Source organism: Myxacorys almedinensis A (assembly GCF_010091945.1).
Taxonomy (GTDB): Bacteria; Cyanobacteriota; Cyanobacteriia; order Leptolyngbyales; family Leptolyngbyaceae; genus Myxacorys; species Myxacorys almedinensis.
In genome coordinates this window covers 199,663-218,432 of record NZ_WVIE01000003.1, presented here as the reverse complement: position 1 = coordinate 218,432, position 18,770 = coordinate 199,663, and the positions used below count along the sequence as shown (strand labels likewise).

The following is an 18,770-nucleotide window of genomic DNA, read 5'->3' as shown; positions in this document are numbered from 1 at the left end:
ACACCGATAAATACACGGATTTAGAAAGGCTGGAAAAACAATGCGCTATAGTATCATGCTTCAACTCGTTGGTTTTATAACCGTGATATTGGTGAGTGCGGCAGCCCTCTTTGCATGGATTCAAAATCGCCCTGTGGCAGAGCCAGGTCGCATTGAAACTCAAGACCTCAACCAGATCTAACTCTTATGTCACTGTTATTGCCAGGACATCAACCAGTCCGTCATCGTCGCTATTGGCTAGAACGCGCGATCGCAGTTCTAGCTGCAATCAATTTAGCATTGGTCTTTTTCGATCTAAGCTATTTGTATGCGCGATCGTTTTATCTCCAAGTTTCACCACAATTGGTTCAGAAGTATGATTTTGTGAAGGGAATTCGCCCTTACCCTGAAACTCAGGCTTATTTAGACCAAGTAGCAGCATTAGAGTCGCATGTTGTGCAGTTTGGGTTACAGTCAGCCGACGTTGAAACAGCGCTCACAAAGTTGCGAAGGGAGGCGCGGAGTCAAGGGCTAAGTCAGGAGAATGGGTTTGCAGGAGACTCTCGTAGCGATGCCATAGCAACGATCAACCAAACGCTGAAGGCGCGCACCGGGGCAACATCTGATCGCGAAGCCTACGATCGCTTCTGGAGCCAACCCTACCTGACGCAAACGGGCTGGCAAGCTGCGATCGCCTTCTGGAATACTCAAATTCGCCCCTTACTGGCTGCCAATTACTACCGCCAGGTAGATCGGTTTGGGCATTTTGTCGATTATTTTTGGCTGATTGATCTGCCGTTTATCTTGCTGTTTGCCGTGGATACATTGAGCCGGATTCGGGCGATTGGGCAGCGTCAGCCAGAGCTAAGTTGGCTAGAGGCGTCGCTGCGGCGGTGGTATGATTTCTTTCTGCTGCTGCCGTTTTGGCGATGGCTGCGAGTGTTGCCCGTCTCTGTTCGTCTCTATCAGGCAGATTTGCTCGACCTCGAACCTTTGCGAGCCGAAGCCCAGCACGACTTTGTGATCGGGTTTGCTGCCGAATTAACGGAAATGGTAGGAGTTCAGGCGATCGATCAACTGCAAGCGTCGATCCGGCGGGGAGACATCATGCGGTGGCTATTGTATCCAGAAACACGCGGCGACTATGTTCAGGTGAATGGGCAAAACGAAGTCAGCGCGATCGCGGCTCGCTTAGTCAATATCGGAGTCAAAAATGTGCTGCCCCAAGTGCAGCCCGACATTCAAGCTTTGGTTCACCATAGCGTTGTCACAACTGTTAAGCAACTTCCAGGCTATCAGCAACTCCAGCAGCTTCCGGGCATTAGTTATCTGCCGCAGCAAATCGCAGATAATTTGGCAAAAGCCCTCTCCCACATCGCTTATGCCAACTTAGTGCAAACACTCGAAGATCCAGTTGCCGCTGAAATTACTACACGCCTGAGCCGAAACGTTCGAGATGCTTTAGAACAGGAGTTGCAAAAGAAACACAACACTAGAGAGATCGAATCATTACTGATTGATATGTTAGAAGAAATTAAAATTAATTACGTTCGTGAGATTGGTGAAATTGGTATCGAGCAATTGGCAATCGAAACTGAACAATTACATCGCAAAGTTAGAACGTCAAACCAGTAGATTGTCAACCTCAAACGCTAACAGCAGAATGAGAGTGCACCAGTTCAACAAAATTCGACAAAATTTGCAAGCCTGCGATCGATGATTTTTCAGGATGAAACTGAACCGCCATTAGATTATCTTTTGCAATAGCAGCCGTAATTGTTTGAGTTCCATGAGTGATTGTGGCAGATCGCACTTTTGGATCAAGAGGATCAACATAATAGGAATGCACAAAATACACCCAAGGATTGCTTGGAAGCTTTTGCCAGAGGGGATGATCAACCTGAGATTGATCTAGCTGATTCCAACCCATGTGCGGAATTGTAATCTCTGGTTCTGGACGAAACCGCCGCACAACGCCCGGAATAATGCCTAGCCCCGCTTCGGTTCCTTCTTCGCTAGAGTCAAACAAAATTTGCAAGCCGAGACAGATGCCTAAAAACGGTTTGCCCCCTGCGATCGCAGCTTTGATCGGCTGTTCTAGGTGCCGCGATCGCAGGTGCTGCACTGCCGGGTCAAACGAGCCAACCCCCGGAAGCACGACGGCATCAGCCCGTTCAAGCTCCCGCGACGAATCGGTCACAAGCGGCGTTGCACCTGCATTTTCCAACCCTTTACATGCCGAGTGCAGGTTCCCCATATCGTAGTCAATCACAGCGATCACTGCCATAGCTTCAATCCTTGCGCGTCGCGACACTTAAAATTGTAGTGGGTTTAGAACCAATACGTTAGAGACATAAGGGGCGTTACTAAATGCAAGTATGATTTGCCCTTCTCCCCAACTCTTTTCCTTGGGGAGAAGAGAGCTAAAATTCTTGTTCCCTCTCTTTTTGGGAGAGGGTTAGGGAGAGGTCAGATCTGCGATGCATACTCAGATTCAACAACGCCCAACCAACTGGATTTAGCAATGGATAGCGATCGTCTCAAAACCGCCCTTGCTACTCCAACCTTTCGTGAGCAGATTGTTACGAACGAGAGTGAGTATTTGTGTTCTGCGCCAGTTAGTAAAGGACATTATTTTCATTGATCAGCCTATGCTGCACTAGGCTTTCACTATTCGACCGTTACCGACTTTGCTAAGTTACGGGGTTGATCGACATCTAGACCGCGCCTTGCGGCAATATGGTATGCCAACAACTGTAGGGGAATCACCGTCAGAATGGGAGATAGCATTTCGTCGATGTGCGGAACCGGAATTAGCGTATCAAATGTGTCTGCGGCGTCTTGCTCATCCATGGGCGTCACCCCGATGAGCCGCGCATCTCGTGCTCTGGCTTCTTGAGCATTAGAAAGAACCTTCTCAAACACAGATCCTGGCATCGCGATCGTCACGACCGGGACTTTGGCATCCAACAGCGCGATCGGACCGTGTTTCATCTCCCCTGCCGGATACCCTTCGGCATGAATGTAGCTGATTTCCTTGAGTTTTAGTGCCCCTTCTAGTGCGATCGGGAAGTTGATGCCGCGCCCCAAGAAAATGAAATCTTGAGTTTCGGCAAAGTCGTGAGCGAGTTCTTCGATATAGCGCTCTTGGCTTTCTAGCACCAGTTCCATGTGCGCCGGAAGTTGCCTCAGCCCAACCAACATCTGCTCTAGCTGCTCTGGAGACTTTGCTTGCCGCCGATAGGTAAGATCGATCGCCAGCGCATAAAACGCCATAACTTGAGCAACAAAGGTTTTGGTGGCGGCAACTCCGATTTCAATTCCGGCATGGGTATCAATAATGCTTGCTACTAAATTGCCCAAAGAACTTTCTGGGCGGTTTGTAATTCCGAGCAGACGGGGTAGCAACTCTGGGTTTTGATCAAATCCGGAGCGGCGCTTTTTTTCCATTTCCAAAGCGGCTAGCGTGTCTGCCGTTTCTCCCGACTGAGTTACGCCAATTATTAGCGTATTCGGCGCGATTGGAGGAGGCGCATAGCGGCATTCTGAGGCATAGTGAACCGTCGTAGTCACTCCTGCCAACTGTTCGAGCAAATATTTACCGACCAATCCGGCGTGCCAGCTTGTGCCACACGCCACTATCTCAATCTGCTGCAAATTGGCAAAAAGGTCAGGCGGTAACCCAAGATGCGTGGGGGGCTTGTCGATCGCGGCATCTGCGGCTGTCCAATCTCCATCGAAGTAAGCCTCTAAACAGGCTCTCACCACACCAGGTTGCTCATAAATTTCCTTGAGCATGAAGTGTTTGAACCCTTGTTTTTCCACCATGACAGGGTTCACATCTAGGGTGCGCGGTGCTTTTTTCAGGCGTTGCCCCTCGAAACTGTAAATCTCGACGCCTAAGGGAGTCATGCGGGCAAGTTCACCGTTCTCTAAGGTGAGAATGGCACGGGTGTAGGGGATGAGGGCGGGGGTATCAGAGGCGCAGTAAAATTCTCCTTGCCCAAAGCCGAGAACAACGGGGGCTTGTTGCCGGGCAACGATTAGTTCATCAGAATAGTCGGCGCAAATGACCGCGATCGCAAAGGCTCCTTGTAATTTCTGCACCACCTGCCGCACCGCTTCCATCAATGGCTCGTCTGCTACCGTTTCGGCTTTGCCGAGTTCTTCAGCAATCAAGTGAGGAATCACTTCGGTATCGGTGTCCGAGCGAAACTCACAGCCACGACGTTTCAACTCTTCGCGCAATTCCCGGTAGTTTTCAATAATGCCGTTTTGAATGACGGCAATCCGCTTTGCCATGTCCATATGGGGATGAGCATTATATTCTTCGGGTCTGCCGTGGGTTGCCCAGCGCGTATGAGCAATGCCAAGCCGCGCCGGATTCGTTTCACCTGCCAATTTTTCTTCGAGGTTATGCAGTTTACCCTTTGCCCGCACACAGTGAATTTCACCCTCCAAAACGGTTGCAATTCCGGCAGAATCGTAGCCGCGATATTCCAGTTTCCGTAGCCCTTCCAGTAAAATACCGCTTGCTTCGTTTGTTCCGATGTAGCCGACAATTCCGCACATTAAACGTTCACTCCTTGCTAGATGGCGATCGTAACCGCTACTGTAGCCTGACTTTTATCATCGCTGCCAGACACCAGTTCAACAAAAGACATCCAAAAAACATGATTGTTGCTTCAGAAGCATTTATTTCATTGGGCGTTCATCGTATTGATAGTCATCGTATTGATAGTCATCGTATTGATAGTCATTAGGTTGCGAGATGAAGTATCGCAAGGTTATGGATACCGGTCTCAACCTCTTCATCACTGCGTCGAAAAAAAAAGGAGGCGCGTTTGCCTCCTGTAAACTTTGAACCCACATGAATGAAAATGATTGCCGTAAGAGGCTTGCTTTTAGTAAGCAAGACCCATACTGCGAGTGGTTTCAGCGCCCAGGTAAACCCGGATGCTGAGGAAGTCGGTAGGGCAAGCCGTTTCGCAACGTTTGCAGCCAACACAATCTTCGGTTCTGGGCGAGGATGCAATTTGACCCGCCCGACAGCCATCCCAGGGAACCATCTCTAGAACGTCTGTGGGACAAGCCCGGACGCACTGGGTGCATCCGATGCAGGTGTCATAGATTTTGACTGTATGCGACATGTTATGAAAGGCTCCAGATTAGTGCGCTTTATGTGTTGCAATATCTGTAGTCCCTTGATCTAAAGGTTAAAAACCGCTAAATCTCAGAATCAATGCTCAGTTTACTCTACAGGGTTGACCTGCTTTCTCAGACAGTTGCAAAAGTTTAAATTGCGTTACGTCAGGCAGATAAAAAGTCAGCCTGCGCGGGTGAAGTATGAGCCTGTGGGTAGCGGGTGCCTGGGAGAGAGTGGACGGTGCAGAGGCACAGAAATAGGGGGATATTACCAAAAGTCTTCAATATTTCCCTCCATTTCCTAGGCATGTGTGCTATTGTGGTTAAGGTCAAAACACCGCAAGGGTCGCTAGCTCAGCGGTAGAGCATTCGGCTTTTAACCGACTGGTCCCGGGTTCGAATCCCGGGCGACCCATAAATCCTAATGGTTTGTATGTATTCGTAGTCTGTCACTCGTTCTTAGGAGGTTTTCCGATACGAGGTATGGGCTACGAATTCTTTTTCCGGTACGATGAAAGACTCCTTTCGTAGTAGACACTTATGGGCAGCACCTTTGGGCATCTGTTTCGCATCAGCACCTTTGGGGAATCGCACGGCGGCGGCGTGGGTGTGGTGATCGATGGGTGCCCGCCACGCCTTGAGATTTCAGCAGAAGAGATTCAGGTGGAGCTAGATCGGCGGCGTCCGGGGCAGAGCAAAATTACGACGCCTCGTAAAGAAGCGGATCAGTGTGAAATTTTGTCGGGCGTGTTTGAGGGAAAGACGCTGGGAACGCCGATCGCGATCGTCGTGCGAAATAAAGATCAGCGATCGCAAGACTATGACGAAATGGCAGTGAAATATCGCCCCTCTCACGCCGATGCGACTTACGACGCAAAGTACGGCATTCGCAACTGGCAAGGCGGCGGACGCTCATCGGCGCGAGAAACGATTGGACGAGTGGCAGCAGGCGCGATCGCCAAAAAAATCCTTAAAGAAGCGGCGGGGGTTGAAATTATTGCCTACGTCAAGCGCATTAAAGATATCGAAGCGGTGATCGAGCCTGGTACGGTGACGATGGATCAGGTTGAGAGCACTATTGTGCGGTGCCCCGATGCAGAATGCAGCGATCGGATGATCGATCTGATTGAGCATGTCCGCAATCAGGGGGACTCGATCGGCGGCGTTGTAGAATGTGTCGCCAGAGGTGTTCCCTTAGGCTTGGGCGATCCTGTCTTTGACAAGCTAGAAGCAGACTTGGCGAAAGCCGTGATGTCTTTGCCTGCTACCAAAGGCTTCGAGATTGGCTCAGGGTTTGCCGGAACCCTCCTGACTGGCAGCCAACACAACGACGAATATTATTCAGATCAAGGCACGATTCGCACTGTAACCAACCGATCGGGTGGCGTGCAAGGCGGCATCTCCAACGGCGAACACATCATCCTGCGAATTGCCTTCAAGCCGACTGCAACCATTCGCAAAGAGCAGCGCACCGTGACCAATGTGGGAGAGGAAGTTACGCTTGCTGCTAAAGGTCGTCATGACCCGTGTGTTTTGCCCAGAGCCGTACCAATGGTTGAAGCAATGGTGGCATTGGTCTTATGCGATCATTTCTTGAGGCAACGCGGGCAGTGCGGAGAAGCCGATTAATTTCTCCATTTGCTGCAACACTTTGCAAACGCACCAAGATTGATGCAAGGTTGATCACGCCTTTGATCACGCAAAGGTTATCCGAAGATCAGGCTGCTTGAAGGGAGGCTTCTTCAAATTGGCACGATAAGATTACTGTCTCAGGTCTGCTACTTCTAGTTCTACTTGTTCCGGTTCACAAGCAAATGTGGGAATTCTATTTAACACATTAGTGAGGTCACCCCCATGCCCCCAATTAAGCTACACCTTGGTGGTAAAGAAGCTCATCCAGATTGGAAGATTGTAGACATCGAAGAACGTCCAGAAGTGGACATCATCACTGACGCTGCGAATTTGAGCCAGTTTTTAGACAATTCAGTAGAGACCATCTACGCGAGTCACATCTTAGAACACTTTCACTATGGGCTTAATAATGAACTGTTAAGAACTCTCTCAGAGTGGTTTCGAGTTTTACAACCAGGCGGAAAACTGATGGTTAGCGTTCCTAATCTACAGGTTTTGTGCTGGTTGTACATGAATCCTGTACTTGACCTACTGCAACGTCACCACGTTATGCGAATCATGTTTGGTGGACATATGAATGAGTATGATGTGCATCGCGTTGGTTTTGATCCAGAAACCTTAGCATCCTATTTGCAAGAAGTCGGATTTGTTGACTGCGCGACTGTAGATGAATTTGGACTATTTAGCGATTGTAGTAATATGCGTTTATTGGAAACCCTCATCAGTGTCAATATGAGTGCGACAAAACCAGGCTAAAATCACTTTCTTTCTGAATTAACTTTTTAGATCCATCTTAAAAAGAGCCGATCGATTCGCTTGACAAAGAAAATTCCGCAGGAGTGCATATTTTCTATGTTGAGTGGAGTGATTAACCGTAATGGCATGGATAAGCACGTTGAAGTTTTGCCCAGTTTCGATGCCCTCGTCGATCGGTCTTTGGAAAGGGACTTTCCGGCTCCCCGCTTTACTAAGGAGGGGTTGGGGGAGGTCGCACATCTATAGCATTTACAGATTAATTTGGTATCACGGTGGCTAAGTCTCTTCTAACTGAGAGAATTGGTCAGCTTTCAAGACAACGAGTGCAGCAAATTTTGGCAGGACTGACATTACTCACCGAGCCACAAGATTTAGGCTAACTTCTTGACATGCCTCTAAAGGAAGCCGAGCAACTGCCCATCTTCTTCTATGCTGAGTGGAGTGATTAATCGTAATGGCATGGATAGACACATTGAAGTTTTGCCTAGTTTCGATGCCCTCGTCGATCGGTCTTTGGAATTGGTTCTCGATAAATTGCGCGATGCGATCGCACAGCGCGACCAAGCTACGATCGCGCTCTCTGGTGGCAGCACACCCACCCCTTTATACGAAAAACTCGCCGCACAAGATTTGCCCTGGGATAAGCTGCATATCTTTTGGGGGGACGAACGGTATGTGCCGCCCGATCACGCAGATAGTAATTATCGAATGGCAAGGCTGGCTTGGTTGGATAAAGTGCCGATTCCTGCCAAGAATGTGCATCCGATGCCAACCGATGAGGATGATCCTGCGATCGCGGCTCAAAAACACGAAGCCGAGTTGCACGCATTCTTCGGCACCAAGCCGGGAGAATTTCCTGCCTTTGATGTGATCTTGCTGGGCATTGGCGATGATGCTCATACCGCGTCGCTGTTTCCCCATACAGACGCCCTGAAGGTTAGCGATCGCCTGATCACCGTGGGCAACAAAGATGGAACCCCCCGCATCACCTTCACCGTACCGTTGATTAACCAGGCACGCACCAATTTGTTTATGGTGGCAGGCGACAGTAAACAAGAGGCGCTCTCCCACATTTTTGCACCCGATGCCGATCCGATGACCTATCCCTCGCGTCTCATTCAGCCCCAGGGCGAACTGTGGTGGCTGCTCGATCATGGGGCTGGCAAAAACCTTTGATAGGTTAAAGCAAGTGCGATCGCGCTCATTCCATCGTTGCTGTCGGGAGCCACGGCTTTAAAGAGGAGGGCAAATTTTGGCTCTATCAAACCGGCGTTATCTTACGGCGATCACTTCTGATTGCAGGATCAACAGCACCCGAAATTACCGGCGCTGCGTTGCGTGGCAACTTTGGGAGCGAGTAATAGATTCAAAGGATTAGCGGCTGGCTCTCGACGCTTTGGGGGCTGGTTTTACGTTAAATCGAATCATGCAGGTGATGTGCAGCAAGTCGTCGTGTGCGAATCGGCAATTGATACCCTCTCCTATGCGGTGTTGCACCCGACGCGGCACAAGACGCTGTATGTCTCGACCGATGGAGCGGGGAACGCGCCAGGGGAACAGCTTCGCCAAATCCCTAGGTGATTCTGGCGTTTGACCGAGACGAGTCGGGTGAAGCGACGGCACAGCGAATTGGGCAGGCGTTGCCGAATTGCGATCGATAGTCTCCTACTGCGAAGGACTGGAATGAGGACTTGCAGCAGCATCTCAACCAAGTGCAACAGCGGTTTAAGCAGGCGAATTAGCAGCAGCGTGAGCCTAAATACGATCGCGGAATTGGTTTAGGGTAGCTTGATTCATAAAACTTCTGCCCCTAGAATCAGCAACCCGATGGGCAATATTGTGATGATTAGATTCTAAAACCAGCATGGGCTTAAAATCTGTGAGAGATTTATAATCCAAATTAGTTTAAGCGTTCTACCCAGGATTCTGATAGAAAATTTAGATGTTTGAGCAAACTTTCAAAAACATTGATGACGTTCTCTGGAAAGAGGCAGGCTGTACTACGGAACTAGACTATACCGAGCAAACGTCTTGGCTGCTGTTTCTGAAATATCTGGATGATTTAGAGCAGGAGAAGGCACTGGAAGCTGAGTTGGTCGGTAAGCCCCATACATTCATTTTGGATGAGAAGTATCGCTGGTCGGTTTGGGCGGCACCGAAGACGGCAGAGGGCAAGCTGGATCATGATAATGCGTTGATTGGTGATGACCTGATCGATTATGTCAACCGCGAGCTATTTCCCTATCTTCAAGGATTTAAGCAGCGAGCCAGCAGCCCGAACACGATCGAATATAAAATCGGCGAGATTTTCAGCGAGATTAAGAACAAGTTCCAGAGTGGCTATAGCCTGCGGGATGCGCTGGAATATGTGGACGAGTTGCGGTTTCGGTCTCAGCAGGAGAAGCATGAGCTATCGCATCTCTACGAAGCCAAAATTAAGAACATGGGCAATGCGGGGCGCAATGGTGGGGAGTATTACACGCCGCGTCCGCTGATTCGAGCGATCATGCAGGTGTTGAAGCCGAAGATCGGCGATCGCATTTATGACGGAGCTTGCGGATCGGCGGGTTTTTTGTGTGAGAGCTATGATTATCTGCGCCAAGGAAAGCTGACGACAAAGCAGCTTGAGCAACTCCAGACCGAAACGTTTACGGGTAAGGAGAAGAAGAGTCTGGCGTATGTGATTGCGATCATGAACATGATTTTGCATGGCATCGATGCGCCAAACATCATTCATACCAATACGCTGACGGAAAACCTGAGCGATATTCAAGACAAAAATCGATTTGATCTGATTTTGGCAAATCCGCCGTTTGGGGGCAAGGAACGCAAGGAGGTGCAGCAAAACTTTCCAATCAAAACTGGAGAGACGGCATTTTTGTTTTTGCAGCATTTCATCAAAATTCTGAAAGTGGGCGGCAGAGCCGGAGTGGTGATTAAAAATACTTTTCTATCCAATTCAGACAACGCCTCTCGTGCTTTGCGCCAGGAATTGCTCACGATCTGCAACCTGCATACGATCCTAGATTGTCCTAGCGGCACGTTTATTGGGGCTGGGGTGAAAACGGTGGTGCTGTTCTTTGAGAAAGGGACGCGAACCCAAAAAATCTGGTATTACCAACTTGACCCAGGGCGGAGTATGGGTAAGACGAATGCTCTGAATGATGATGACCTACGGAAGTTTGTCGAGCTACAGACGACTTTTGCTGAGACGGAAGCATCCTGGTTGGTGGATATTGCTGATGTGGAGCAACACTCCTTTGATCTGTCGGTGAAGAATCCGAGCAAAGGAGAAGAAGTCGCACTTCGAGAGCCACAAGAAATTATGGATGCGATCGCGACCTTGGACGCAGAGAGTGCAGAAATTTTAGCTGGAATTGACGGACTGCTATGCGGTCGATAAGCTGTGGCGGCTAGCTTTGAGTTTTAGAAATAATTTGGGAGAGTTGAATATGAAAAACATCAAAATCATTGTAGAGAAGCACTCTGACGGCTATGTTGCTTATCCGCTCGGAATTCAAGGGGTGGTAGTGGGTGAAGGTGACACTTATGAAGAAGCCTTAAATGATGTTCGATCGGCGATTTTGTTTCATGTCGAAACCTTTGGGCAGTCGGTACTTGAATCTGATTCCTCAATCCTCGAAGCCTTTGTGGCAGAGGCAAACGTTTAATGGCAAAGCTTCCGGCTGATGCGACCAAAGCAAAGGTGATTAGAGTGCTTGAGGGTTTTGGGTTTGAGATTGTTAGGGAGAAGGAGCATATCTCTATGATTCGGCAAAACTCTGACGGAACTAGCACTCCTTTAACGTTGCCAAATCACAAGCGCATCAAAGGCTCTACGCTCAGAAGTATCTGCACTCAATCTGGTATTTCACGAGATGATTTTATTGCCGCTTATGAGCAGGTGTAGAAAAATAGCGGCTTTGATCGCGGCATCGGATGCGGAGAGCGCAGAAATTTTGGCTGGAATTGGGGGAATGGTATGTCGTTAAAGATTAATGATAAGCAGTTGCCAGAGGGATGGGTTGAGCAGAAATTAGCTGACTTGATTGGTATCTCGCACGGATACGCATTCAAAGGATGTGACTTTAATAGAAGCGATGACTTAGAAAAGCCAATTGTTCTCACACCAGGGAACTATTCGGAGAATGGTGAATTATACTTCACTGCACAAAACACAAAGCGATTAGTCGGTAAAGTTCCGCCAGACGGTTACTTTTTCGATGTAGGTGATTTAACAGTAGTTATGACCGATCTTTCTTCAAAAATGAAGATTTTAGGGAAACCTGCATTCATTAACCATCCCAACATCTTGCACAACCAACGAATTGGACGAATTCTTTTTCAAGATGAATCAATAAATCCAAAATATCTTTATTACTTCCTTCAAACAAAAACGGTTGCAGACAAAGTAAAAGAGACAGCTACAGGGACAATGGTTCGCCATACAGCTCCAAAGAGAATACTAAATATCACAATTCCCATTCCTCTACTTCCTGAACAGAAGCAGATTGTGTCGATCGTAGACCAGGCATTTGAGGGGATTGATAGAGCGATCGCCAACACCAAAAAGAACCTCACCAACGCCCGCGAACTTTTTGAGAGCCATCTGAATGAGATTTTCACCCAGAAAGGTGATGGGTGGATAGAGAAAAAGTTAGGGGATATAGCGGCATTTAGAAACGGTCTCAATTTTACGAAAAATAGTAAAGGTGAATCAATCAGAATTGTTGGCGTTAAAGATTTTCAGAACAATTTCTGGATTCAGGAAGATCAACTAGAGTCTGTGACACTAGATGGAGAGTTAAAAGAGATAGATGCTTTGCGGAAAGGAGACATATTAACTGTCAGATCGAATGGAAACAGAGAATTAATTGGACGTTGTGTATTGGTGGGTGATCTTTCCGAAAGAACCTCGCACTCTGGATTTACAATTAGACTTCGCATCGAAAGAGAGGATATTCATCTTCCGTTTATCGTTCACTTTCTAAAATCTAGAGAGTTGCGAAAACAGCTAACAGAGAGTGGAGGCGGAATTAATATTAGTAGCCTTAATCAGCAAGGGCTTTCACTAATTACGGTAAGTTTTCCTTCCTTTATAGAACAAAATAACATTGTCGCAAGTATTGATGAACTAGCTATCGTAACCCAACGCCTCGAAGCCATCTACCGCCAAAAACTCGCTGCTCTCAACGAACTCAAACAATCCATCCTGCAAAAAGCCTTCACAGGCGAACTTACCGCCGATACCGCTAACCAGACGACAAAAAAAGCGGAGGAAGCGATCGCCGCCTAAAGAATCAGACTGAATTAGCTCAATGTTTAACCACATCATCACTCTGTATGAAAGCAATTGAAACCACAGCAACCATTGATAAAAATGGGCAACTGACGCTCGATCGATCGCTTGGCGTAATCAAACCGCAGCGCGTTCGCCTCATCATCTTAATTTCCGAAGATGACGAAGCCGACCCCGACGAAACACCGACCGAAATTGCGATCGAAGGAATTCATCAAGGCTTACGCGAAGCTTTAGCAGGGCAAATCATTCCGCTTTCAGAAATGTGAGAAGGTGTGGATATAAACATCGATCGCAAGCTTTAGATCATGCCCGTTTTTGAATATGACGAAAACAAAAGTCAATCCAACCTCGCCAAACATGGGATCGACTTCATAGAAGCACAAAAGCTATGGAACACCCCCAACCTGCTAGAAATCCCTGCCAGAACCCAAGACGAGACAAGGTTTTTGATCGTGGGTAAAATAGAGGACAAGCATTGGTCAGCGGTCATCACCTACCGAGGTCAAAACATTCGGATCATCTCCGTCCGTCGATCGCGCATAGAAGAGGTTGCCCTATATGAAAGCTGAAGAATTCGATCGAAAATTTGACGATGGGGAAAACATTACCCAAGCACTTGACCTATCTAAAGCTAAACGCTATCAGTCTGAGCAAAAGACTATCAGCATCGATCTACCAGTCTGGATGCTTGAGCGAATCGATCAAGAAGCCAGCCGTTTAGGGGTAACGCCTCAAACAATCATTCAAACCTCTCTGGCTGAGCATTTAGCCATCAACGAAGCCCAGTGAACGAAGCCGAAACCCGCGCCGAACTGATTGATCCCGCCCTCAAAGCCGCAGGCTGGGGAGTTGTCGAAGGTAGCCGCATCCGTCGGGAAGTCATCGCCCCCGGTCGCTTAGTTGGCAGCGGCAAACGCACTCAATCAGACATTGCTGATTATGTCCTGGTCTATCGGGGCGAAAAACTCGCCATCATCGAAGCCAAAAAACGCAGCCTGCCTGATACTGCGGGTGTGGGTCAAGCCAAGAAATACGCCGAAAAACTAGAAGCCCGATTCGCCTACTCCACAAACGGCGATCGCATCTATCAGATCGATATGCGAACGGGAGCAGAAAGCTACGTCAGTCAGTATCCCAGCCCCGATGAACTTTGGAACGCCACCTTCAGCGAAACCAACCAATGGCGCGATCGCTTTGCCGACATCCCCTTTGAAACCCGCAGCGGCACCTGGGAAACTCGCTACTACCAGCACAACGCCATCAAACACGTTCTAGAAGCAATCACTGAGGGACGCGATCGCATTCTCCTCACAATGGCAACAGGCACAGGCAAAACCCTCGTCGCCTTCCAACTCACCTGGAAACTCTTCCAAAGCCGCTGGAACCTCAGCCGCCAACCCACGCGCCGCCCCCGAATTCTCTTTCTCGCCGATCGCAATATTCTGGCAAATCAGGCATACAACGCTTTTTCCGCCTTCCCAGATGATGCCCTCGTGCGGATTGATCCTGAAGTGATCAAGAAACGCGGCAGAGTTCCCAAAAACGGTAGCGTCTTCTTTACCATCTTCCAGACCTTCATGGCAGGCGGCGACGACGCAGGCAACCCAACCCCCAACTTTGGCGACTATCCTCCTGACTTCTTCGACTTCATCATCATTGATGAGTGTCACCGTGGCGGAGCCAGCGACGAAAGCAACTGGCGCGGCATTCTAGAATATTTCTCACCTGCTGTACAGTTGGGACTCACCGCCACCCCAAGACGTGCTAACAACGCTGATACCTACGCCTATTTCGGCGATCCGGTCTACACCTATGCCCTCAAAGATGGCATCAACGACGGTTTCCTCACCCCCTTCAAAGTTAGGCAAATCGACACCAATCTAGACGACTACGTTTACAGCCCCGAAGACGAACTGATTGAAGGTGCGATCGACGAAGCCAGGACTTACACCGAAGTAGACTTCAACCGCATTATTGAGATTGTCGATCGCGAACGCTACCGAGTCCAGCTATTCATGGAAGCAATCGACCAAAATCAGAAGACCCTCGTTTTTTGCGCCACTCAAGATCATGCTCTCGCTGTGCGGGATTTGATCAATCAAATGAAGGTTAGCACCGAACCAAACTATTGCGTCCGCGTCACTGCTGACGATGGCAAACTCGGCGAACAGCACCTCAGCACGTTTCAAGACAACGAGAAAAACATTCCCACAATTCTCACCACCTCCCAAAAACTCTCAACCGGAGTTGATGCGCGAAACGTTCGCAATATCGTGCTGATGCGCCCAATCAACACAATGATCGAGTTCAAACAAATCGTCGGTCGTGGTACTCGTCTGTTCGAGGGCAAAGACTACTTCACCATCTACGATTTCGTCAAAGCTTATGAACACTTCAACGACCGAGAATGGGATGGTGAGCCTGCTGAATCTGTTCCCGTCATTGCTCGTCCGCGTGAATTAGGAAATGGAAACCGCGATCGCACCACGACTGTAGGCGATGAAGGGGATGAAACCACGACAGTTCACCATCATCCTGAGATCATCAAAATTAAGCTGGCGGATGGCAAAAATCGCACCCTCCAGCACCAAATGTCTACCAGCTTTTGGAGTCCAGATGGCAAACCAATGACCGCAGCCGAGTTTGTAGAACGCTTATTTGGTGAGATTCCAGCACTGTTCAAGAATGAAGATGAACTGCGATCGCTCTGGAGCCGCCCCGACACTCGTAAAGCGTTACTGGAAGGACTCGCTGAGAAAGGATACGGCAACGAACAACTGATTGAAATCAGCCGACTGATCGACGCTGAGAAAAGCGACCTGTATGACGTGCTGACTTATATCGCCTATGCGTCTGAACCGATTAGCCGTCGCGATCGCGTCATGGCTCACAAAGCCTTAATCTTCTCCCGGTATTTCGGCAAGCAGCAAGAATTTCTAGACTTTGTACTGGAGCAGTACATCAAAGCAGGAGTCAGAGAACTCGATCAAGATAAGCTGCCTCAACTGCTGGAGCTAAAATATCACAACATTAGAGACGCAGTGTCCGACTTGGGCAGCGTGAACGAGATCAGAACCGTGTTCATTGGGTTTCAGCAGTATCTGTACTCTCAGAAAGACGCAGCGTAATCTCAGTAAAGTAGAGGTCGTTAGCGCAGGCAGAAGCCGTTGGAAAACCGAGAACGAAAATCATAATGTCCTCAAGACGTAAGGGCTATCACCTCGAACACAACTTTGGACATGGACAACACCATTTAGCCTCCAGTCTACTCACCCTCAATCTCTTGGCGTTTCTCTTTCACACCGTCTTGCATCTTGTAGACGACTCGTATCAGCAGATTCGTCAGAAGCGAGGAACCCGCAAGGGCTTTTTCCAAGATATCCTCGCCTTGACCAAGTACCTCTGGTTTGAAAGCTGGCAACAGCTACTTGATTTCATGCTCTCTGACTCCCTGCCTGCTCAATCTACTGATTCCTCTTAGCTTTTGAATTTAAAGTTGCTGCAATCGAGTACGAAAATCCAACGCTTTGAGCGACTAACCTTACAATTTACGATTGAGAACATTAAGATTGGGCAAGTGGCGAATTGGATTTCCGCCGCATGCGGATTTTTGGGCTGAGCCAGTGAAGGATACAGAGAGACACAAGATCGTCCTCCTCTTTTCTTCGGCGTCTAAGCCCTCTTCGCCCCCTGTGCGAATCACGAACCACACCCGTATTCCATGCTTGTTTGTCCTAACTGCAATCACCAAAACCCTTCTGGGGCAATCCAGTGTGAGGCGTGCTATACGCCCCTCCCCGCAACCATAAAATGTCCAAACTGTGGGGCAACGGTGCAAACCGATGCTAGTTTTTGTGGACAGTGCGGCTTTAACTTGAAAACCGTAACAGGAACTTCCACGATGCCTAATCCTTCTGAAACGCCCGAATCGCAACCGATGCCCCCTGAACCAATCGTGCCTGATCCGTTGATCCCGCCTGATCCACTCGTGTTTCCTGATTCGGCTATGGGCGAGAATACCCCGGAAGGTTTGCCGTCCCTTGCTTCAGGCGCTCAGCCCCATCCTTTGGCTATGACGTCAGCCAATTCTGCTCCGGCAATGACGACGCAGCTACAGCAATTTTCCGCGCGGCTTTTGCACCTGCAAACTACTAATGTGGTTGAACTTCCGCCTGGGCTTCCGGTAATTCACATCGGCAAACCCAACGATCGCATTCCTCCCGATATTGATGTGTCGGGCTATCCTGACTCGGAAATTGTCTCTCGCATTCATGCCGATATTCGTGCTGAGGGTGATGCTTACTACATTGAGGATGTGGGAAGCTCGAACGGGACGTATATCAATAATGTGCCCCTGCCCATGGGAGATCGGCATCGGCTCAGGGCTGGCGATCGCATCTCCCTGGGTAAAGGCGATAAAGTGACATTCTTGTTTCAAATGGCGTGAAATTTGTAATGGGGAACCGCGCCTACGGGATCAAACGGCGAATTTTGGGTATAAGAGAAACGGAATCCCCATCAGAGCTTCTGGTGTGACTGTGTGATTACACTAACCCTATTGCATCCTGTTCAGTTAACCCCTGTTCAACATTGGACGTTTGAGACAGAGCCAATCTTACGGATTGGACGCTCAACCGAAAATCATGTTGTTCTGTATAGTGCTGTTGTGTCTCGCTATCACGTCGAGATGCAGCACGTTGATTCGGGGTGGCAAGTGGTGAGTCTGGGTGCAAATGGCACGTATGTAGACGGCAAGCGCATTGCTCAAGTCTCGGCTCAAGACGGTATGATTATTCGCTTAGCCCGTTCTGGACCAAATATTCAGATTCACTTTGCTGCGGCTCCGTCAGAGCGCGACAAACCTTCGGCAGCTTCCCTGCTTCTATCAAGAATACCGGGCATGGGCAATCCTGCGAATCGCTGCGATCGCGCGGCTCCGTTGGCTACAGGGGTTGACTCTGCACTCAATCCTCAAACAGCGCTAGAAGACCTGTGAGAGCCAAGGCTGCTCTGACTCAAAGCATCAAAGGTCTGACCAGTGCGATAAGGGAGGTAAACTTTCCCCGACCCCTTTTCTCGAAGAGCTTTCTTCTTTAGAATGCTAATTCGGGGTAGCGCCCTCAACCCACTTCTCAGCTTCTTCATGAAAATCGCCACTTGGAATGTTAACTCTGTCCGCACTCGCCTCGCCCATGTGACAGCCTGGTTAACGGCAAGTTCTGCTGATGTCCTGTGTTTGCAAGAAACGAAAGTCACCGATGATTTGTTTCCGCAGGCTGCTTTTGCTGAGGTGGGATATCGCAGTTATGTTTATGGTCAGAAAAGTTATAACGGCGTGGCGCTGCTGAGCCGATTGCCGTTGGACGCGGTTCAGATGGGCTTTGGAGCCGTGTTGCCAGAGAGTTTGGTCGGCGACTTGGATGAGCAAAAGCGGGTGATCACGGGGGTAATAGCAGGCATCCAGGTCGTTAACCTATATGTTCCCAACGGGTCATCGTTGGATAGCGACAAGTACATTTATAAACTGCGCTGGCTAAAAGTTTTACGAGAATATTTGCAAGTCTTACTGGCAAAATCGCCGAGTTTGCTCGTGTGTGGTGACTTTAATGTTGCGCTAGAAGATATTGATATTCACAATCCGAAGGGGCGCGAAAAACAAGTTATGGCGACGGATGCTGAGCGAGAAGCGTTAAGCAGCGTCTTGGAACTTGGCTTGTGCGATGGGTTTCGCAAATTTACGACGGAAGGTGGATATTTTAGCTGGTGGGACTACCGATCGGGGGCGTTTCGGCGAGATGCAGGCTGGCGGATTGACCATCACTACCTGACGCCTGATTTGTATGACCGTGCGATCTCGTGTGTCATCGACAAAGAACCCCGCAAGCTTGAACAGCCCAGCGATCACGCGCCTGTCATCGTAGAATTTTAGGGAAAAACTTGGCTTACTTTGTTAACG

Annotated in this window: 20 protein-coding genes, 1 tRNA gene and 2 pseudogenes; 20 read left to right on the top strand and 3 right to left on the bottom strand. The window is 49.0% G+C overall.

Going from position 1 to position 18,770, the window contains the following annotated elements; all coding sequences use genetic code 11:
* Window positions 1-40 precede the first annotated feature (40 nt).
* Both GS601_RS22825 and GS601_RS03835 read left to right on the top strand, forming a co-directional pair.
* Entirely contained in the window at window positions 41-181 is a 141-nt protein-coding gene (locus GS601_RS22825) for a hypothetical protein (RefSeq protein ID WP_202924830.1), read from the top strand.
* Window positions 182-186: 5 nt separating this feature from the next.
* Window positions 187-1,614, top strand: a complete 1,428-nt coding sequence (locus GS601_RS03835; RefSeq protein ID WP_162421940.1) for a hypothetical protein — start codon at window positions 187-189, stop codon at window positions 1,612-1,614.
* Between the two features lie 10 nt (window positions 1,615-1,624).
* On the opposite strand, the gene hisH is transcribed toward GS601_RS03835, so the two are convergent.
* The 3 genes from hisH to psaC form a co-directional block, all read right to left on the bottom strand.
* On the bottom strand, window positions 1,625-2,266 hold the full coding sequence (gene hisH, locus GS601_RS03830) for an imidazole glycerol phosphate synthase subunit HisH (protein WP_162421939.1): 642 nt from the start codon (window positions 2,264-2,266) through the stop codon (window positions 1,625-1,627).
* Window positions 2,267-2,649: 383 nt separating this feature from the next.
* Window positions 2,650-4,551 (bottom strand): glutamine--fructose-6-phosphate transaminase (isomerizing), encoded by a 1,902-nt coding sequence (gene glmS / locus GS601_RS03825; RefSeq protein ID WP_162421938.1) that lies wholly within the window; start codon window positions 4,549-4,551, stop codon window positions 2,650-2,652.
* A gap of 332 nt (window positions 4,552-4,883) precedes the next feature.
* On the bottom strand, window positions 4,884-5,129 hold the full coding sequence (gene psaC / locus GS601_RS03820; RefSeq protein WP_009458117.1) for a photosystem I iron-sulfur center protein PsaC: 246 nt from the start codon (window positions 5,127-5,129) through the stop codon (window positions 4,884-4,886).
* A 338-nt stretch (window positions 5,130-5,467) separates the two neighbouring features.
* On the opposite strand from psaC, the gene GS601_RS03815 reads away from it, so the two are divergent.
* The 18 genes and pseudogenes from GS601_RS03815 (at window position 5,468) to xth (ending at window position 18,743) form a co-directional block, all read left to right on the top strand.
* Window positions 5,468-5,539 (top strand) — tRNA-Lys (locus GS601_RS03815).
* Window positions 5,540-5,664: 125 nt separating this feature from the next.
* Complete coding sequence (gene aroC / locus GS601_RS03810; protein ID WP_162421937.1) at window positions 5,665-6,753, top strand: chorismate synthase; 1,089 nt, start codon at window positions 5,665-5,667, stop codon at window positions 6,751-6,753.
* A 225-nt stretch (window positions 6,754-6,978) separates the two neighbouring features.
* On the top strand, window positions 6,979-7,512 hold the full coding sequence (locus tag GS601_RS03805; RefSeq protein ID WP_162421936.1) for a class I SAM-dependent methyltransferase: 534 nt from the start codon (window positions 6,979-6,981) through the stop codon (window positions 7,510-7,512).
* Between the two features lie 459 nt (window positions 7,513-7,971).
* Window positions 7,972-8,688, top strand: coding sequence for a 6-phosphogluconolactonase (gene pgl, locus GS601_RS03800; protein ID WP_162421935.1), 717 nt, complete (start codon window positions 7,972-7,974; stop codon window positions 8,686-8,688).
* 162 nt (window positions 8,689-8,850) lie between these two features.
* Entirely contained in the window at window positions 8,851-9,093 is a 243-nt protein-coding gene (locus GS601_RS03795; RefSeq protein WP_162421934.1) for a toprim domain-containing protein, read from the top strand.
* 361 nt (window positions 9,094-9,454) lie between these two features.
* Window positions 9,455-10,915: a class I SAM-dependent DNA methyltransferase gene (locus GS601_RS03790; RefSeq protein ID WP_162421933.1), complete on the top strand. Its 1,461-nt coding sequence runs from the start codon at window positions 9,455-9,457 to the stop codon at window positions 10,913-10,915.
* Window positions 10,916-10,964: 49 nt separating this feature from the next.
* Window positions 10,965-11,183, top strand: coding sequence for a type II toxin-antitoxin system HicB family antitoxin (locus GS601_RS03785; protein WP_162421932.1), 219 nt, complete (start codon window positions 10,965-10,967; stop codon window positions 11,181-11,183).
* Complete coding sequence (locus tag GS601_RS03780) at window positions 11,183-11,422, top strand: type II toxin-antitoxin system HicA family toxin (RefSeq protein ID WP_162421931.1); 240 nt, start codon at window positions 11,183-11,185, stop codon at window positions 11,420-11,422. The genes GS601_RS03785 and GS601_RS03780 overlap by 1 nt, the downstream gene beginning before the upstream one ends.
* A gap of 72 nt (window positions 11,423-11,494) precedes the next feature.
* A complete protein-coding gene (locus GS601_RS03775; protein ID WP_162421930.1) occupies window positions 11,495-12,808 on the top strand; it encodes a restriction endonuclease subunit S in 1,314 nt (437 codons plus the stop codon).
* A gap of 47 nt (window positions 12,809-12,855) precedes the next feature.
* Complete coding sequence (locus tag GS601_RS03770) at window positions 12,856-13,080, top strand: type II toxin-antitoxin system RelN family antitoxin (protein WP_162421929.1); 225 nt, start codon at window positions 12,856-12,858, stop codon at window positions 13,078-13,080.
* Window positions 13,081-13,119: 39 nt separating this feature from the next.
* The gene (locus tag GS601_RS03765) at window positions 13,120-13,383 is read left to right on the top strand and encodes a BrnT family toxin (protein ID WP_162421928.1); all 264 of its coding nucleotides are present in this window, start codon (window positions 13,120-13,122) and stop codon (window positions 13,381-13,383) included.
* The gene (gene brnA / locus GS601_RS03760; RefSeq protein WP_162421927.1) at window positions 13,373-13,603 is read left to right on the top strand and encodes a type II toxin-antitoxin system BrnA family antitoxin; all 231 of its coding nucleotides are present in this window, start codon (window positions 13,373-13,375) and stop codon (window positions 13,601-13,603) included. The genes GS601_RS03765 and brnA overlap by 11 nt, the downstream gene beginning before the upstream one ends.
* Window positions 13,600-15,942, top strand: coding sequence for an EcoAI/FtnUII family type I restriction enzme subunit R (gene hsdR, locus GS601_RS03755; protein WP_162421926.1), 2,343 nt, complete (start codon window positions 13,600-13,602; stop codon window positions 15,940-15,942). The genes brnA and hsdR overlap by 4 nt, the downstream gene beginning before the upstream one ends.
* Window positions 15,932-16,175 (top strand): annotated as a pseudogene (locus GS601_RS03750) (ISNCY family transposase); the annotation flags it as partial. The gene hsdR and the pseudogene GS601_RS03750, both read left to right, overlap by 11 nt.
* 360 nt (window positions 16,176-16,535) lie before the next feature.
* A pseudogene (locus GS601_RS23725) lies at window positions 16,536-16,685 on the top strand (double zinc ribbon domain-containing protein); the annotation flags it as partial.
* Window positions 16,686-16,715: 30 nt separating this feature from the next.
* Window positions 16,716-17,261, top strand: a complete 546-nt coding sequence (locus GS601_RS03745) for an FHA domain-containing protein (RefSeq protein WP_338016957.1) — start codon at window positions 16,716-16,718, stop codon at window positions 17,259-17,261.
* Window positions 17,262-17,354: 93 nt separating this feature from the next.
* Window positions 17,355-17,810: an FHA domain-containing protein gene (locus GS601_RS03740; RefSeq protein ID WP_162421924.1), complete on the top strand. Its 456-nt coding sequence runs from the start codon at window positions 17,355-17,357 to the stop codon at window positions 17,808-17,810.
* Between the two features lie 147 nt (window positions 17,811-17,957).
* Window positions 17,958-18,743, top strand: coding sequence for an exodeoxyribonuclease III (gene xth / locus GS601_RS03735; protein WP_162421923.1), 786 nt, complete (start codon window positions 17,958-17,960; stop codon window positions 18,741-18,743).
* Window positions 18,744-18,770 lie beyond the last annotated feature (27 nt).

Coding starts and splice junctions, on each gene's coding strand:
- GS601_RS03765 (WP_162421928.1), top strand. CDS start 13,120: ATGCCCGTTTTTGAATATGACGAAAACAAAAGTCAATCCAACCTCGCC.
- GS601_RS03805 (WP_162421936.1), top strand. CDS start 6,979: ATGCCCCCAATTAAGCTACACCTTGGTGGTAAAGAAGCTCATCCAGAT.
- brnA (WP_162421927.1), top strand. CDS start 13,373: ATGAAAGCTGAAGAATTCGATCGAAAATTTGACGATGGGGAAAACATT.
- hisH (WP_162421939.1), bottom strand. CDS start 2,266: ATGGCAGTGATCGCTGTGATTGACTACGATATGGGGAACCTGCACTCG.
- GS601_RS03745 (WP_338016957.1), top strand. CDS start 16,716: ATGCCTAATCCTTCTGAAACGCCCGAATCGCAACCGATGCCCCCTGAA.
- GS601_RS03770 (WP_162421929.1), top strand. CDS start 12,856: ATGAAAGCAATTGAAACCACAGCAACCATTGATAAAAATGGGCAACTG.
- GS601_RS22825 (WP_202924830.1), top strand. CDS start 41: ATGCGCTATAGTATCATGCTTCAACTCGTTGGTTTTATAACCGTGATA.
- GS601_RS03775 (WP_162421930.1), top strand. CDS start 11,495: ATGTCGTTAAAGATTAATGATAAGCAGTTGCCAGAGGGATGGGTTGAG.
- xth (WP_162421923.1), top strand. CDS start 17,958: ATGAAAATCGCCACTTGGAATGTTAACTCTGTCCGCACTCGCCTCGCC.
- GS601_RS03835 (WP_162421940.1), top strand. CDS start 187: ATGTCACTGTTATTGCCAGGACATCAACCAGTCCGTCATCGTCGCTAT.
- glmS (WP_162421938.1), bottom strand. CDS start 4,551: ATGTGCGGAATTGTCGGCTACATCGGAACAAACGAAGCAAGCGGTATT.
- aroC (WP_162421937.1), top strand. CDS start 5,665: ATGGGCAGCACCTTTGGGCATCTGTTTCGCATCAGCACCTTTGGGGAA.
- psaC (WP_009458117.1), bottom strand. CDS start 5,129: ATGTCGCATACAGTCAAAATCTATGACACCTGCATCGGATGCACCCAG.
- GS601_RS03785 (WP_162421932.1), top strand. CDS start 10,965: ATGAAAAACATCAAAATCATTGTAGAGAAGCACTCTGACGGCTATGTT.
- GS601_RS03790 (WP_162421933.1), top strand. CDS start 9,455: ATGTTTGAGCAAACTTTCAAAAACATTGATGACGTTCTCTGGAAAGAG.
- pgl (WP_162421935.1), top strand. CDS start 7,972: ATGGATAGACACATTGAAGTTTTGCCTAGTTTCGATGCCCTCGTCGAT.
- GS601_RS03780 (WP_162421931.1), top strand. CDS start 11,183: ATGGCAAAGCTTCCGGCTGATGCGACCAAAGCAAAGGTGATTAGAGTG.